The sequence below is a fragment of the Arcobacter rhizosphaerae genome (genome assembly GCF_049472155.1).
GTDB lineage: Bacteria > Campylobacterota > Campylobacteria > Campylobacterales > Arcobacteraceae > Arcobacter_B.
Genome location: NZ_JBMOVW010000001.1, coordinates 344,504 through 357,506 on the forward strand (window position 1 = coordinate 344,504; position 13,003 = coordinate 357,506).

Here is a 13,003-nt window from a genome sequence, read left to right on the forward strand (position 1 = left end):
TTTCATGATAGATGAAACACTTGTCTTTCCTCTTGCTATTATCATTTTTGTTTTGATTATTATTGCAAAAGGGGTGAGAATAGTACCCCAATCAGATTTATACGTAGTTGAAAGACTAGGGAAATTCCAGAAAATATTACATGGTGGTTTTCATGTAATTATTCCTATTGTTGATCAAGTAAGATCAAAACTTACATCAAGAGAACAGCTTGTAGATATTGCTAAACAATCAGTAATTACAAAAGACAATGTAAATATTTCGATTGATGGTATTGTATTTTGTAAAGTAGATGATGCAAAAGAAGCTACTTATAATGTGGTAAATTTTAAAAATGCAATAGCAAATCTTGCTATGACTACTTTAAGAGCCGAAATAGGTGGAATGGATTTAGATGATACTTTATCAAATAGAGAATCTCTAAATGCAAAACTTCAAACTGAACTTGGTAGTGCAGCAGCAAACTGGGGTATTAAAGTTACAAGAGTTGAAATCTCTGATATTTCTGTTCCAGCTGAAATTGAGCGAGCTATGAATATGCAAATGGAAGCTGAGCGAGAAAAAAGAGCTATTGAAACAAAAGCAAGAGCTGATAAAGAGGCTCAAATTAGAGAAGCAGAAGCATTTAAACAATCAGAAGTCTTAAAAGCAGAAGCAATTGAAAGAATGGCAGATGCTAAAAAATATGAACAAGAAAAAGTAGCAGCAGGTCAGCAAGAAGCTATGAAACTTATCAATGAAGCCATGGCAGAAAATAAAGAAGCAGCAGAATTCTTACTAGCAAAAGATAGAATACAAGCATTTAAAGCCTTAGCAGAATCTGATTCTAATGATAAAATGATTCTTCCTTATGAAGTATCACAAATGATTGGAAGTACAAGTGTACTAGGTGATGCGTTTTTTAAAGGTGTAAGCAATGGAAACACAAACAATAATGCTTCTTGATGTAATCAACCCTTATATTCTTTTAGGAATAGGGGTTGTTTTAATAGGACTTGAAGCTGTGATAGCTTCATTTATTATTATTTGGTTTGGTTTAGGATTTTTAATAACAGCATTTATTAGTTTAGCTTATGACTTTACAGATGGAATTTGGCAACTAGCAAGTGTATCTATAATCTCACTTTTATTTATATTAGTACTTAGAAAAAAAGTATTAGAAAAGTTTTTGAATTCTAGTGAGAAAATAAATGATAACTATTTACAAGAAGGTGGAATAGGACAAATCAAAAATCAAAAAGTCTTCTTCAAAGGAACTTACTGGGAAATTGATAGTGATATTGATGAAAAAGAGTTTGAAGAGGGTGAAAAAATAGAAGTTATAAAAACTTATAAAAATTTTGCGAAAATTAGGAAGAAAAACAATGGGAAGTAAATTAACACATTTATTTTTTTATCTAGTAGGGTTTATTATTTTAAAAATTATAACTTTAGGTAAATATCCTTCATTAAGTGACTTTATGCAAGATGAAGTAAATGATCCAGGAATGATATCTTCTGATTCTGCAATTATTTCAGGGTTTGGAGTATTAGTTAGTTTTGTTGGTTTTGGCTTTTTTCTTTATTATACAAATCCTTAAAAGTTAAATGTTACAAACTTAACAAAAACTTAACAAAAAATTAATTTTTTTTTAACACAAGCATTCTATTATCCCCTTTGACTTTATTTAAGGGAAAATATGAAAATAAAACACTCACTTTTTGCGATGGCGTGTCTTACGTCATTTGCATATTCAAATGACACAATCACACTTGATTCTATTTCAGTTACAGCAACAAAAGTTCAAAGAGCTACAAAAGAAGTAACTCAAAGTATATCAGTTGTAAGCAAAGAAGAGATAGATGATAAAAACATCATTAATATATCAGATGCAATAAATACAATACCAGGTGTAAATGTAGAAAGCTCAACAAATAGTTCAAGTCCTAGGCTTATTATAAGAGGTGCTGGACTTAAAGCAAGATATGGGGTTAGAGAAATCATGATTATAAAAGATGGGGTTCCTATGACTGATCCTGATGCTTTTACAAGATTTGATTTTATAGATATGCAAGATGTAAAATCTATAGAAGTTCAAAAAGGACCTGGTTCTATTCAAGCTGCAAATGCAACTGGTGGAGTGATACAGCTTATCACAAAATCTGTTTTTGATGAAGATGAAAATAGATTAAAATTTGGGTTTGGAACTTATGGGGCAAGTCAATCAAACTTTAGGTATTCAATGGCACTTGATGATAAAAACTATATTTCAATAAATGCAAGTACAACTAAAAATGATAATAGTTGGAGAGATAATAATGATATTGATTCAAGACAGTTAAGTTTAAAATATGGTTATTTATTTGAAAATGATTCAGTATTTGAGAGTGAAATAGCATATACTAAATCAAATATGCAATTACCTGCTTCCATGACACAAAGTGAGTTTGAAGAATTTAAACAAACAGGAAAACAAAAAAACACAAGCTCACCTTGGCAAAATAATGCAAGAAATTCTAAAATACTATTTTTAAATGCAAAATATGAAAAAACAATAGGCAATATTACTTATAAGCCTAGAGTTTATTTTAATACATGGGAGCATTTTCATCCTGTAACTTCAATGATAAATGATAGTGCAGATAATAATATCTATGGTACAGATTTAGAATTAAACTACAAACATAAGCTATTTTCAAATGATGCTACTTTAGTTGCAGGAATTACAGCAAAACAAGATGTAAGTAAAAATTCTAAAAAATATACTTATAAAGATTATACAGTAGTAGGTATGGGTAGAAGTAGTATTAAAAAGACATTATCCGAACAAAAAGGAGATTTAGCAAAAGTAGAAGATTCAAAAGCTACTCTTTATGGAATATATTTCCAAGAAAGTTTTAAACCCTCAGATAAAACTTTGGTTGATTTATCACTTAGAATTGATAAAGTAAAGTTTGATGTAGATGGAAATGAAATCTTAAAGTATAATTGGAGTGGTTTTGGAGGAAGTACATATAAAGCAGGTGATGGGAAATACTCTATTGATGAAGATTATACTTTGGTATCTCCTAAAATTGGTTTTTCTTATGCAATAAATGACACTACTAACCTTTATGCTTCTATTGCATCTGCAAATCAAGCACCAACAGATAACGAACTTAAAACAAACATAGTTGAGAATAAAGCAAGTTTAAAAAAGACTCAAAGTAGAAATTATGAAATAGGTTTAAAGTCAAGAACAAAAAAATACTCTTACGATTTAGCTATTTATCAAAATGATGTAAAAGATGAAGTTACAGCTGTAAAACAAAACTGGACTACCTCTTATGAAAATGCAGGGAAAACACAAAAAAGAGGTTTAGAACTTAACACAGCATATATCTTAAATAAAAACATCACTTTAGGTGCTTCTTATGCTTATAGTAATTTTAAATTCAAAGAGTTTAAAGAAGAGGGAACTTATGATAGAAATGGTAACTACTTACCTTATGTCCCAAAACATCAATACTCAATGTTTGCTATGTATAAAAATCAAGGTTTTAAAGCAAGAGTACAGTTTAGAACTTGGGGTAGTTATTATATGGATAATGCAAATTCACAAAAGTATGAAGGTTATGAGTTTGTAACAGATATGATGCTTGGATATAAAAAAAGAAATCATAATATTCAATTAAATGTAAATAACCTTTTTGATAAGCATTATGCAATGTCATCACAAAAAGACTTAGATGGTGATATCACTTACAAAGCAGCAGCTCCTAGAACTGCAATGCTTACATATACATATAAATTCTAAAAGGTTTAAAATGAAGCAGATTATAAAAAGAAAAAGAAATGATATTTTTTCATTTCCTCTTTTAGGGTTTATGTTAAAAAATGCTAAGTTTTTGTTTGTATTAAAGTTTATTGTTTTTTCATTGTTTATATATGCTATTTATTTTGGTTTTATATATGAAACTAAAAGTGAAAATAGATTTACAACGGGACTGTTTTGGAATCTATTTTGGCCTTTCTTTATGGTAGTTAGTTTAGCTACTTTAGGTAGAGTATTTTGTGGTATTTGTCCCCATGGGTTTTTAGGTAAGTATATTACAAAAATAGGTTTAAATAAAAAAATGCCTAAGTTTTTAGCAAATCCCTTTATCGGACTAGGAATTTTACTTTTTGGATGGTGGTTAGTTTACTATATGTATCCAAGTTTACTTAAAGCACCTATAGCAACAGCTATTATGTTTACGGTTATGACTATAATTGCTGTATTTGTATTTTATGTGTATGAAAATATGTCTTATTGTAAATATATCTGTCCTATTGGAACATTAACTAAAGTATTTTCAAAAGTTGGGTTTACAAAGTTAGAGACATATAAAAAAGGCTGTGCAACTTGTAAAACTTTTGATTGTGCAAGTGCCTGTAATTATGATTTAAAACCTTTTACGTTTGATAAAAAAAACTCTATGCAAGACTGTACTTTATGTATGGACTGTGCAAGTTCATGTGAAAATGTAGCTTTTTCTTTAAAAAAACCTTCTTCAAATTTATTTGGTAAATTTAAAACAAATAAAGCTGAGGTTTGGGCATTGATACTTATAACAGCAGTTATTTCTGTAACTATGAGCTTTCATCATGCACTTGGAAGGAGTGCAATAGTAGAAGAGTTCTTTTGGGTTAAGACTGCAAGATATTTTGAAAGTTTTATAAACTTTGGTTCAATTGACACGGTAGGGTTATCTGCTTTATTTTATGCAGTTATAATATGTGTGTTTTTAAGCATAAGTGGTATGTTTGTAGCCTCAAGAATTATGAAAGTCTCTTATGAAAAAACTTTTTATACTTTAGGTTATGCTTTTGCACCTTTATTTATAATAGGTGGATTATCTCATATTGGAGAGTTTTTCTTTTATTCTTATGCTTCAAATATTGTAAATGGTTTTATTCAAGCTTTTTCTTTAAACTATGAATATATAAAACCTCTTGCTAGTAGAAGAGATGAATGGGTACATATTTTTAAACTATTTAATCATATAGCTTATATTTGGGCATTTATTATTATGATTGGAAGATTAAAATTAATAGATACTAAAACATCACTAAAAGTTTTAGCATTTCCTTTTGCTAGTGCTTTAATCATATTTTATATGTGCTTGAAGTTTTATACTGGATATGTTTTTCAAACTTATGGAGCAAAAAAAGGTGGACATAATCACTCAACTATGATGAAGTCCAAGTAGTTATCTTTAGAAATTTAGAGTTTTATACTCTAAACTTCTCAAATATTTTTTCTTCCAATTCTTTCACTGTATGAATTGCATCTTTTTCATGATTTGAAAAGCCCCAATTTACAAGTACTGAATCAACCCCAGCATTTGTAGCTGCCATAATGTCTTTATGTGAATCACCAATAAGTTGTGCGTTATTATTTAGAATATTATGCTCATTTAATATCTTATGAACCATTTCAGGATGAGGTTTTGGATTTTTTACATCATTAAAACCTAAAATACTTGAAAAGTGTTTTTCTATTCCTACATGATCAAGCATTTTTCTAGCAAAATCAGAGCTAGCATTTGTGGCAACTGCTAGAGTAAAATCACCTTTTAAATCTTCAAGTAGTTGTGTAATCCCATCATAAATTTCTAAATCTAGTAAACAGTGTTCATTGTAATACTCTTCAAAAAGTTTTACTTGTTCATCTGTAAAATGTTTTGTTCCATAAAAAAATTCAGAAGAATTTATATTTGGATCATTTACTTTTTCTAAAATAAAATTTTTTTCTAAAGTTTCTAAGCCTATGTTTTGTCTTACATAGTTGATTGTATTTGTAATTGCATTTGAGCTATCAACTAGTGTTCCATCCATATCAAACATAATTAGTTTCATAAATTTATTCCTATATAATTGTTAAAATTTGATGTATTATATGATTATAATCTTAAAAAAGAATAGGTGATTTTATAAAAAAGTGTTACTTTTCTACAATTTATAAGAAATTTTTTAAAAAGAGGACAAAAAGTATCTTGATTTAACAATTAATTAACATATCCTTTGATAAACTTTTAAACATATAGGGTATTTATATTAAATCCTCCTACTACTAATCATATTTTAATTAGTATCCTATTATTAAATATTAAAATAAATTTGAATAATACAAAAGCTTCACAACTCCCTTTGTGAAGCTTTTTTTTTGCCCTAATTTTATCAATTAAAAGAAAAATTTATTATTAAATGAATATAATAACTACCTTGGAGTTAGATTATATGGAAACAGTTAGTATTTTAGCAATTATTTCAATTGCAGTTTTAGGTTCTTTTGGTCACTGTGTTGGAATGTGTGGTGGAATTGTAATGGCATATTCAAGTACAAAAATAAGAAGTGAATGGTCAAAAAAGCTTCAAGCGATAGCTCATCTTTTTTATTCATTTGGAAGAATCACTACTTATACTTTAATTGGGGCTGTAATAGGTTTTGCAGGAAGTGTTATAACTTTTAATAATTTAACAAACTCTATGCTATTGGTTTTTACAGGTGTTATGATGGTGTTAGTTGGTCTATCGTTACTTGGAAAAATTAAATTTTTGACTATTTTAGAACATACCTGTTCAAAGTCAACTCTTTACCAAAAAACATTTAAGAAACTACTTGGTTCTGATTCTTTAATAAGTTTTTATTTACTTGGTATGTTAAATGGACTTTTACCATGTGGTTTTGTTTATGCTTTTGCCATTATAGCTGCTGGAACTGCTAGTGCTTTTTGGGGTGCTGTTGTGATGTTTATCTTTGGACTTAGTACTTTACCTGCTCTTTTTTCTCTTGGATTTTTTATAGGACTTTTTAAACAATCTAATTTAAGAGATATATTTATAAAAGTTGCTTCAATTTTAGTGATAGCTTTTGGTTTTTATATGATGTACTTAGGATACCAATTTTACATAGATACAAATGCAGTTTTTACAAATATAAGCATATAATTCCTACTTTTTAACAAAAATTCTATATAATTCCGCATTTTAAAACTACAAAATTTTTTAAAGGAGGAATATTATGATTAGTAAATCAAAAAAATACTTCACGTTTTTTGGTGTCTTAGCTGCTACTGTTGATAGAAAAATGCACTCATTTTACTGTACTGTAAGCTCAATGCGAAGCAAAGATTTACCAAAAATTACAAAATTACTATTAAGTAAACAATTAAAACCAATCAAAATAAATTTAACAAATCACATATAGAAATAAAACAAGGGAAAATAATGAATAAAAAATTAACTACAAGCTTAGTTGCAAGCTTACTAATAGCAACAAACTTAACTGCAAATCAAACTTTAGATGCGATAACTGTTACAAGTGCTACAAAATCTGAACAATCAATCAAAGACGTTACTTCAAATATTGAGGTTATTACAAGTCAAGAAATAGAAGAGAGACATTTTACTACTGTAAATGAAGCTTTAAAATCCTTAAGTGGTATCTCTATAGTTTCAAATGGTGGATTAGGTAATAGTTCATCAGTTTTTTTAAGAGGAATGGATACTAGTAGAATATTAGTATTAATAGATGGTGTAAGATATCAAGACCCTTCAAATACAAGTGGAGCTTCGTTTGAAAACCTGATGATAAGTGATATTGAAAGAATAGAAGTATTAAAAGGAGCTCAATCTGGTATATGGGGTGCAGATGCAAGTGCAGGTGTAATTAATATTATAACTTCAGAAGCAAAAAAAGGTTTTTCAGCTTCAATTAATTCTGAAATTGGAAGTTTTCAAACAAAGAAGTTTGGTGCAAATATTTCTAATAAAACAGACAAGTATAGTGCTAAAATAAGTATTAATAGAGTTCTATCAGATGGGTTTTCTTCTCAGTTACCTTATGGAGACACTTTAGATGATTATGAAAAAGATAGTTATAGAAATACAACTATTAATGCTAAAACTACATTTAATATTACAGATTCTGATTTTATATCTCTTGGAATGAATCATATTAATTCTTTTGTTGAATATGATTCTTATAATAATCCTAATGGAGAAAAAGGAAGTTTTTCAAAAACTAATTTATATTCACTTAATTATAATAAGCTATATGCTAACCATAATATTAATATAAAATATCAGTTATCAGATTTTAACAAAGAATTAATGAATGTTACATCTGGAGTAGAAAAATATGATGGAGAAACAAAAGTTTTTGATATTATGGATAATATTGTGTATTATGATAATGGAAACTTATTGTTAGGTACATCTTATGAAGAAAATGAAGTTGAATATACAGAAGCAAATAGTAACATAGGAGTTAAAAGTAATAATAATAAAGTTATATATTTAACTAATACAAATGTATTTGATAAATTTGTTGCAACTCAATCTTTAAGAAGAGATGATTTTTCTAATTTTGGTTCAAAATTAACTGGTAAATTTGGTTTAAAATATAATTTAAATGAAGATTTATTTTTAAGTGGAAATTATGGTACAGCTTATAATGCACCTAATATTATTAGAATTTTAAATCCTTGGGGTTCAAAAAATGATAATTTAAAACCTGAAGAAACAAAAGGTTTTGATTTAACAGTTTCATATAAAAATTTTCAGCTAACATATTTTGATACTAAAGTAGAAAATTTAATTGATTGGTATGACCCAACACCTTCTAATTGGAGTAATAATGATGGTCACTATAGAAATATCAATGGCAAGTCAAAAATAAAAGGTTATGAACTATCTTACAAAAAAGATGTATTTGAGGATACAATAATGTCTTTAAATTATACTCATTTGAGTGCTAAAGATTCAGATAAGAAAGACTTAGCAAGAAGAGCTAAAAGAAATTTAAACTTTGCAGTTGATTACTATGGATTTTCTAAGACTCATATTAATGTAAATGGTTCGTATGTAGGTACAAGATTTAATAAAGATGATAAAAAAGGTAGACAAACAGGTAGATATACTTTATGGAATACTGTAGTTAATTATGAAGTAAATAAAAATTTATCAACATACTTAAAAGTTGATAATATTACAGATAAGTATTATCAAACTGTTGATGGGTATGCAACAGCAGGTAGAAGTGCTTATGTTGGTTTAAATTACAAGTTCTAATATGAAAAAACATATATTTATACTTCTATTTTTATGTATAAATTTATTTGGGAGCCATAGAGTAGTTACTTTGGCTCCTTCAATAAATGAGATTGTTTTTGCTTTAGGTATGGGGCAGAGTGTTGTTGCTAATACTCGGTATTGTGATTTTCCCGAAGAGTCTAAAAAAATACCTAAAGTAGGGGGATATGCAAATATCTCTTTAGAAAAGATTTTAAAAGCAAACCCTTCTGTTGTAATTGGTCAAGATTATGATGAGAAAATGCAACAAAATCTTAAAAATCTTGGAATTAAAAATCTTACTTTTAAAACTCAAACTATTGATGATATAAAAAATACAATTTCTACTTTAGGTAAGTATTTTAAAAAAGAAAAAAAAGCTAAAGAGTTAGTAAATGATATCAATAACTCTTTAAAAGCTTTAAAAAACATAGTAAAAAATAAAAAAATATTAATAGTTATAAGTCCACGAAATAGCTTATCAAATCAGATTTATGTAACAGGTAATTTTTTATATTTTGAAGATATTATAAAAGCCTCAGGAAATAAAAATGCTTTTTTTTCAACAAGTACTAGTCAACCTGTAGTAAATACAGAAAAAATTATAAATATGAATCCTGATATAATAGTGCTTTTAACTCCGTTTTTAGATGGAAAAAAGCAAGAGAGAGAAAAACTAAAAGGGCTTTGGAAAAGTTTGCCTATAAATGCAAGTAAAAATAGTGATATTTATACTGTTCATAAACTTTATGCTGGTATACCAAGTCAAAGGGTTATATATTTTATGAAAGATTTTAAAAAGATTTTAGAAAATGTTAGAGATAAGTAATTACAACAGTGATATTTTATATGATATAAGCTTTTCATTGAAAGAGAATGAAAATTTGATTATTTTAGGACAAAATGGTGCTGGAAAATCAACTCTAGCAAAAGTTCTGTCAAATCTAATCACAAACAACAATGTTAAACTTTTTGGAGAAAATATAAAAGATATAAGTGATGCTAAAAGAGCAAAACTTATAAATTATATACCTCCCAAATTATCAATTTTTGATGAATATATTACACTAAAAGAGTTTTTAGAATTATCTTCTATAGACTATGTAAACCCTAAAAAAGTAGATGAAGTTATAAATTTATTAAACTTAAAAAGATTAGAAAATAGATATTGTAAAGCTTTTAGTTCTGGTGAAAAACAACTTGTTCTTTTAGGCTCTAGTTTAATGCATGATGCAAATATTACGATTTTTGATGAGCTTACAGCAAACTTAGATATTAGTAGATTAAAAGAAGTATATGATATTTTTAAAGCAGATTATTTAAAACAAAAGATTGTTATAACTCACAATCTTGATTTAGCTTATGCTTTAAAATTTAAAGTTCTTTATTTAAAAGATGGGAAAATAGAATTTTTTGGGGAAAATGATGAGTTTTTTTCAAATAAAAATCTAGAAAAGTTTTACAATAAGTCTATTATAAAAGTAAATGAGCATTTGGTGGTGAACTTATGAAAATAGTTTTGTATATTTTAAGTTTTACAGCTTTAATTTTTGCTCCTTTTGTTGGTGAAATTTCATTAAATCTAAATGAACTTTTAGATAGCACTACTATGAGTTATAAGGTGTTTTGGGATTTAAGAGTGTCAAGAGTTTTACTTGCATTTTTTGTAGGTGGTATTTTAGCTTTAGGTGGTTTGGTTTTTCAGATTATTTTTAAAAATGCTTTGATAACTCCTTATACTTTAGGGATAGCAAGTGGTACTACACTTTTTACAGCTTTGTCTATAGTGTTCTTTCCTACTATGATACTCTCAGTTTCTGCTGCTTTTGGTTCACTTCTTACTATAATTATTTTATATTTTATTTCTAAGAATATAAATAAAAGTAGTATTGCTGTCTCTACAAATTCTATTTTATTAATAGGTATTGCATTATCTTATTTTTATTCATCTGCTTTAATGTTGGTATTTTATATGAGTGATTTACAGCAAAATTATTCAATTATTAGGTTTACTCTTGGTAGTTTAGATACTGTTGGATTTACTAGTTTTTGGGTGGTATTTGGTGTTGCTATTTTTATGTATTTTATAGTTTATAAAAATAAGGAAAATATAAAACTTCTTTTGATTTGTAACGATACTGCCTTTCTAAAAGGTCTAAATGTACATAAATTAAATTTACTTTTATTAGTAGTAATTTCTTTAAGTGTTGGAGTTTGTATAAGTTTTGTTGGACCTATTGGTTTTATAGGGTTAGTAGTACCTCATATAATCAAACTTATTTATAAAAAAAGTGCAGATAAATTAATATTTCCTGTTTTCTTTTTCGGGGGAATATTTTTAGTAGTTTCTGATATGATTGCTAGAAATTTAAATACAGCTTCAAGTTTACCTATTGGTGTTGTAACAGCATTTATTGGAGCGCCATTTTTTGTATATCTTCTTATAAAAAGAAACAAAAAGGCAAATGAAGGAAACTAAATCTTTATATGATTTAGTTTTTCTTCATCTAATATTATAAGTTCGTCATTTACTCTTTTGATTAAATCAGGAAAAAACTCTAAAAAATCTTCTTCAAGTTTATCTATTTTTTCACAAACTATTTCATAGTAAGAAATAGCACTATCTCTTTGGGCTAATTTAGGGGATAATCTCATATCAAGTCTTTGAAAAGCTTTTTTTAGATGAAGAAAGTCACTATAGTTTAGTAAATCCCTTGCTATCATATTTTCTACTATTTGATTTGCTCTTAGAGGATAACTATCTTTTTGAATATAAGCTCTTTCATAAAACTCTTGCGTAAAATCTTCAAGTTTTATATTGCAGTATTTATCCCAGTTTTTAGTAAGTAAATAATCATAAACAAAATCTATGATTATTCCTTTTAATAAACCTTTTTCTTTTAGTCTTTTTTTACTTCTTTTAAACGTTTCATGTTTATCAGAGTATGAATCAATGATTTTATGTATGTGCATACCATTTTTTAAATCATTACTTGCATTTTCCCAAGGTCTTGCTTTGTATGGGTCAGCTATAAAGTTTCCTATTTGAAAATCAATTGATTTTTTTGATAGAAGTATATGAGCAAGCCAGTTCATTAGGCTTCTTTTACTTTACCAGTTCTAAGAGCATAAGCCCAATCTTTTCTTCTGTTCTCTTGTGCTTTTTTGGCTGCTTTTTCATAATCATAAGCAACTCTTACATGATCCATAGAAAATTTATTATCTTCAATATTTAGTATCATATATGAAGCATTTGGAGTGTTGTTTTCTATCTTATGTTTGGGTTCATCTTTACTAAAAGCTTGTAATCCAACTGAACCAGGATTAATAGCAATTTGACCACTATTTAGTTTTTTGTAGTTTGGAATATGAGAGTTTCCACAGAAAATAAAAGGTGCTTCAATATCATCTGTAAGTTTTATGATTTGTTCATCTTCTCTTGGAACTAATTGTTCATCTTTTATATCTTCAAGTAAGTATTGTGTGTCATCAAAATAAGTTCCATGAATCATATAGTAAGTTCCACCAATTATTTTCTCAAAAGGTAGCTCTTGAATCCAGTATAAAACATCTTCACCTAAATCATTATAAACATATTTTAAAGTTTCATCTTCTTCTAGTTGTGCAAGTGAAGCTTCAAGGATTTTTCTATCTTCATCACCCATGATATTTATAAACTTATTTTCTCTTATTAACTCATAAGTAGCTCTTGGTTCTATTGGGCCATAAAACATATCACCTAGGTTTAAAACTACTTCTATATTTTTTGCTTTTATATCTTTTATTACTTCTTCTAGTGCGTAAACATTTGATTTTATATCTGAAATAATAGCAATTTTCATCTATTTCCTTATTTGAACTTTTTTTGGATTATATCAAATTGAAGGTTCTTTGTAAGTTAGGTAATTAAGAAAAAATAGTAAAATTTC

The 13,003-nt window shown here is 27.3% G+C and carries 14 protein-coding genes; 11 read left to right on the forward strand and 3 right to left on the reverse strand.

What is annotated here, in order from left to right:
* Nucleotides 1–4 precede the first annotated feature (4 nt).
* The 5 genes from ACH5BH_RS01700 (at nucleotide 5) to ACH5BH_RS01720 (ending at nucleotide 5,209) form a co-directional block, all read left to right on the forward strand.
* Nucleotides 5–943 (forward strand): SPFH domain-containing protein, encoded by a 939-nt coding sequence (locus ACH5BH_RS01700; protein ID WP_404304177.1) that lies wholly within the window; start codon nucleotides 5–7, stop codon nucleotides 941–943.
* Nucleotides 915–1,373, forward strand: coding sequence for an NfeD family protein (locus ACH5BH_RS01705; protein WP_423297247.1), 459 nt, complete (start codon nucleotides 915–917; stop codon nucleotides 1,371–1,373). The genes ACH5BH_RS01700 and ACH5BH_RS01705 overlap by 29 nt, the downstream gene beginning before the upstream one ends.
* Nucleotides 1,363–1,578 carry a hypothetical protein gene (locus ACH5BH_RS01710; RefSeq protein WP_404304175.1) on the forward strand — a complete coding sequence of 72 codons (216 nt, stop codon included), beginning with the start codon at nucleotides 1,363–1,365 and terminating at the stop codon, nucleotides 1,576–1,578. Before ACH5BH_RS01705 ends, ACH5BH_RS01710 begins: the two co-directional genes overlap by 11 nt.
* Nucleotides 1,579–1,677: 99 nt before the next feature.
* Nucleotides 1,678–3,774 carry a TonB-dependent receptor gene (locus tag ACH5BH_RS01715; protein ID WP_423297248.1) on the forward strand — a complete coding sequence of 699 codons (2,097 nt, stop codon included), beginning with the start codon at nucleotides 1,678–1,680 and terminating at the stop codon, nucleotides 3,772–3,774.
* 10 nt (nucleotides 3,775–3,784) lie between these two features.
* On the forward strand, nucleotides 3,785–5,209 hold the full coding sequence (locus ACH5BH_RS01720; protein WP_423297249.1) for a 4Fe-4S binding protein: 1,425 nt from the start codon (nucleotides 3,785–3,787) through the stop codon (nucleotides 5,207–5,209).
* 22 nt (nucleotides 5,210–5,231) lie between these two features.
* Here the strand turns inward: ACH5BH_RS01720 and ACH5BH_RS01725 are convergent, their stop codons facing one another.
* Nucleotides 5,232–5,858 carry an HAD family hydrolase gene (locus ACH5BH_RS01725; RefSeq protein ID WP_423297250.1) on the reverse strand — a complete coding sequence of 209 codons (627 nt, stop codon included), beginning with the start codon at nucleotides 5,856–5,858 and terminating at the stop codon, nucleotides 5,232–5,234.
* A gap of 381 nt (nucleotides 5,859–6,239) precedes the next feature.
* On the opposite strand from ACH5BH_RS01725, the gene ACH5BH_RS01730 reads away from it, so the two are divergent.
* From ACH5BH_RS01730 to ACH5BH_RS01755, 6 genes are all read left to right on the forward strand, one after another.
* Nucleotides 6,240–6,950 (forward strand): sulfite exporter TauE/SafE family protein, encoded by a 711-nt coding sequence (locus tag ACH5BH_RS01730; protein WP_404304171.1) that lies wholly within the window; start codon nucleotides 6,240–6,242, stop codon nucleotides 6,948–6,950.
* A 73-nt stretch (nucleotides 6,951–7,023) separates the two neighbouring features.
* Nucleotides 7,024–7,209 (forward strand): hypothetical protein, encoded by a 186-nt coding sequence (locus tag ACH5BH_RS01735; protein WP_404304170.1) that lies wholly within the window; start codon nucleotides 7,024–7,026, stop codon nucleotides 7,207–7,209.
* Nucleotides 7,210–7,229: 20 nt separating this feature from the next.
* On the forward strand, nucleotides 7,230–9,074 hold the full coding sequence (locus ACH5BH_RS01740; protein ID WP_404304169.1) for a TonB-dependent receptor plug domain-containing protein: 1,845 nt from the start codon (nucleotides 7,230–7,232) through the stop codon (nucleotides 9,072–9,074).
* Nucleotide 9,075: 1 nt separating this feature from the next.
* Nucleotides 9,076–9,903, forward strand: a complete 828-nt coding sequence (locus ACH5BH_RS01745; protein ID WP_423297251.1) for an ABC transporter substrate-binding protein — start codon at nucleotides 9,076–9,078, stop codon at nucleotides 9,901–9,903.
* The gene (locus ACH5BH_RS01750) at nucleotides 9,887–10,585 is read left to right on the forward strand and encodes an ATP-binding cassette domain-containing protein (RefSeq protein ID WP_423297252.1); all 699 of its coding nucleotides are present in this window, start codon (nucleotides 9,887–9,889) and stop codon (nucleotides 10,583–10,585) included. The genes ACH5BH_RS01745 and ACH5BH_RS01750 overlap by 17 nt, the downstream gene beginning before the upstream one ends.
* Nucleotides 10,582–11,553, forward strand: coding sequence for a FecCD family ABC transporter permease (locus ACH5BH_RS01755; RefSeq protein WP_423297253.1), 972 nt, complete (start codon nucleotides 10,582–10,584; stop codon nucleotides 11,551–11,553). Before ACH5BH_RS01750 ends, ACH5BH_RS01755 begins: the two co-directional genes overlap by 4 nt.
* On the opposite strand, the gene ACH5BH_RS01760 is transcribed toward ACH5BH_RS01755, so the two are convergent.
* Both ACH5BH_RS01760 and ACH5BH_RS01765 read right to left on the reverse strand, forming a co-directional pair.
* Nucleotides 11,550–12,170, reverse strand: coding sequence for an acyl carrier protein phosphodiesterase (locus ACH5BH_RS01760; protein WP_423297254.1), 621 nt, complete (start codon nucleotides 12,168–12,170; stop codon nucleotides 11,550–11,552). The genes ACH5BH_RS01755 and ACH5BH_RS01760 overlap by 4 nt on opposite strands.
* Nucleotides 12,170–12,916, reverse strand: coding sequence for a metallophosphoesterase family protein (locus tag ACH5BH_RS01765; protein WP_423297255.1), 747 nt, complete (start codon nucleotides 12,914–12,916; stop codon nucleotides 12,170–12,172). The genes ACH5BH_RS01760 and ACH5BH_RS01765 overlap by 1 nt, the downstream gene beginning before the upstream one ends.
* Between the last annotated feature and the right edge of the window lie 87 nt (nucleotides 12,917–13,003).

Bases quoted from the DNA above. Each gene is read 5' to 3' on its own strand.
- ACH5BH_RS01765 (WP_423297255.1), bottom strand. From the start codon at position 12,916: ATGAAAATTGCTATTATTTCAGATATAAAATCAAATGTTTACGCACTA.
- ACH5BH_RS01735 (WP_404304170.1), top strand. From the start codon at position 7,024: ATGATTAGTAAATCAAAAAAATACTTCACGTTTTTTGGTGTCTTAGCT.
- ACH5BH_RS01730 (WP_404304171.1), top strand. From the start codon at position 6,240: ATGGAAACAGTTAGTATTTTAGCAATTATTTCAATTGCAGTTTTAGGT.
- ACH5BH_RS01720 (WP_423297249.1), top strand. From the start codon at position 3,785: ATGAAGCAGATTATAAAAAGAAAAAGAAATGATATTTTTTCATTTCCT.
- ACH5BH_RS01745 (WP_423297251.1), top strand. From the start codon at position 9,076: ATGAAAAAACATATATTTATACTTCTATTTTTATGTATAAATTTATTT.
- ACH5BH_RS01755 (WP_423297253.1), top strand. From the start codon at position 10,582: ATGAAAATAGTTTTGTATATTTTAAGTTTTACAGCTTTAATTTTTGCT.
- ACH5BH_RS01725 (WP_423297250.1), bottom strand. From the start codon at position 5,858: ATGAAACTAATTATGTTTGATATGGATGGAACACTAGTTGATAGCTCA.
- ACH5BH_RS01700 (WP_404304177.1), top strand. From the start codon at position 5: ATGATAGATGAAACACTTGTCTTTCCTCTTGCTATTATCATTTTTGTT.
- ACH5BH_RS01705 (WP_423297247.1), top strand. From the start codon at position 915: ATGGAAACACAAACAATAATGCTTCTTGATGTAATCAACCCTTATATT.
- ACH5BH_RS01710 (WP_404304175.1), top strand. From the start codon at position 1,363: ATGGGAAGTAAATTAACACATTTATTTTTTTATCTAGTAGGGTTTATT.
- ACH5BH_RS01760 (WP_423297254.1), bottom strand. From the start codon at position 12,170: ATGAACTGGCTTGCTCATATACTTCTATCAAAAAAATCAATTGATTTT.
- ACH5BH_RS01750 (WP_423297252.1), top strand. From the start codon at position 9,887: ATGTTAGAGATAAGTAATTACAACAGTGATATTTTATATGATATAAGC.
- ACH5BH_RS01740 (WP_404304169.1), top strand. From the start codon at position 7,230: ATGAATAAAAAATTAACTACAAGCTTAGTTGCAAGCTTACTAATAGCA.
- ACH5BH_RS01715 (WP_423297248.1), top strand. From the start codon at position 1,678: ATGAAAATAAAACACTCACTTTTTGCGATGGCGTGTCTTACGTCATTT.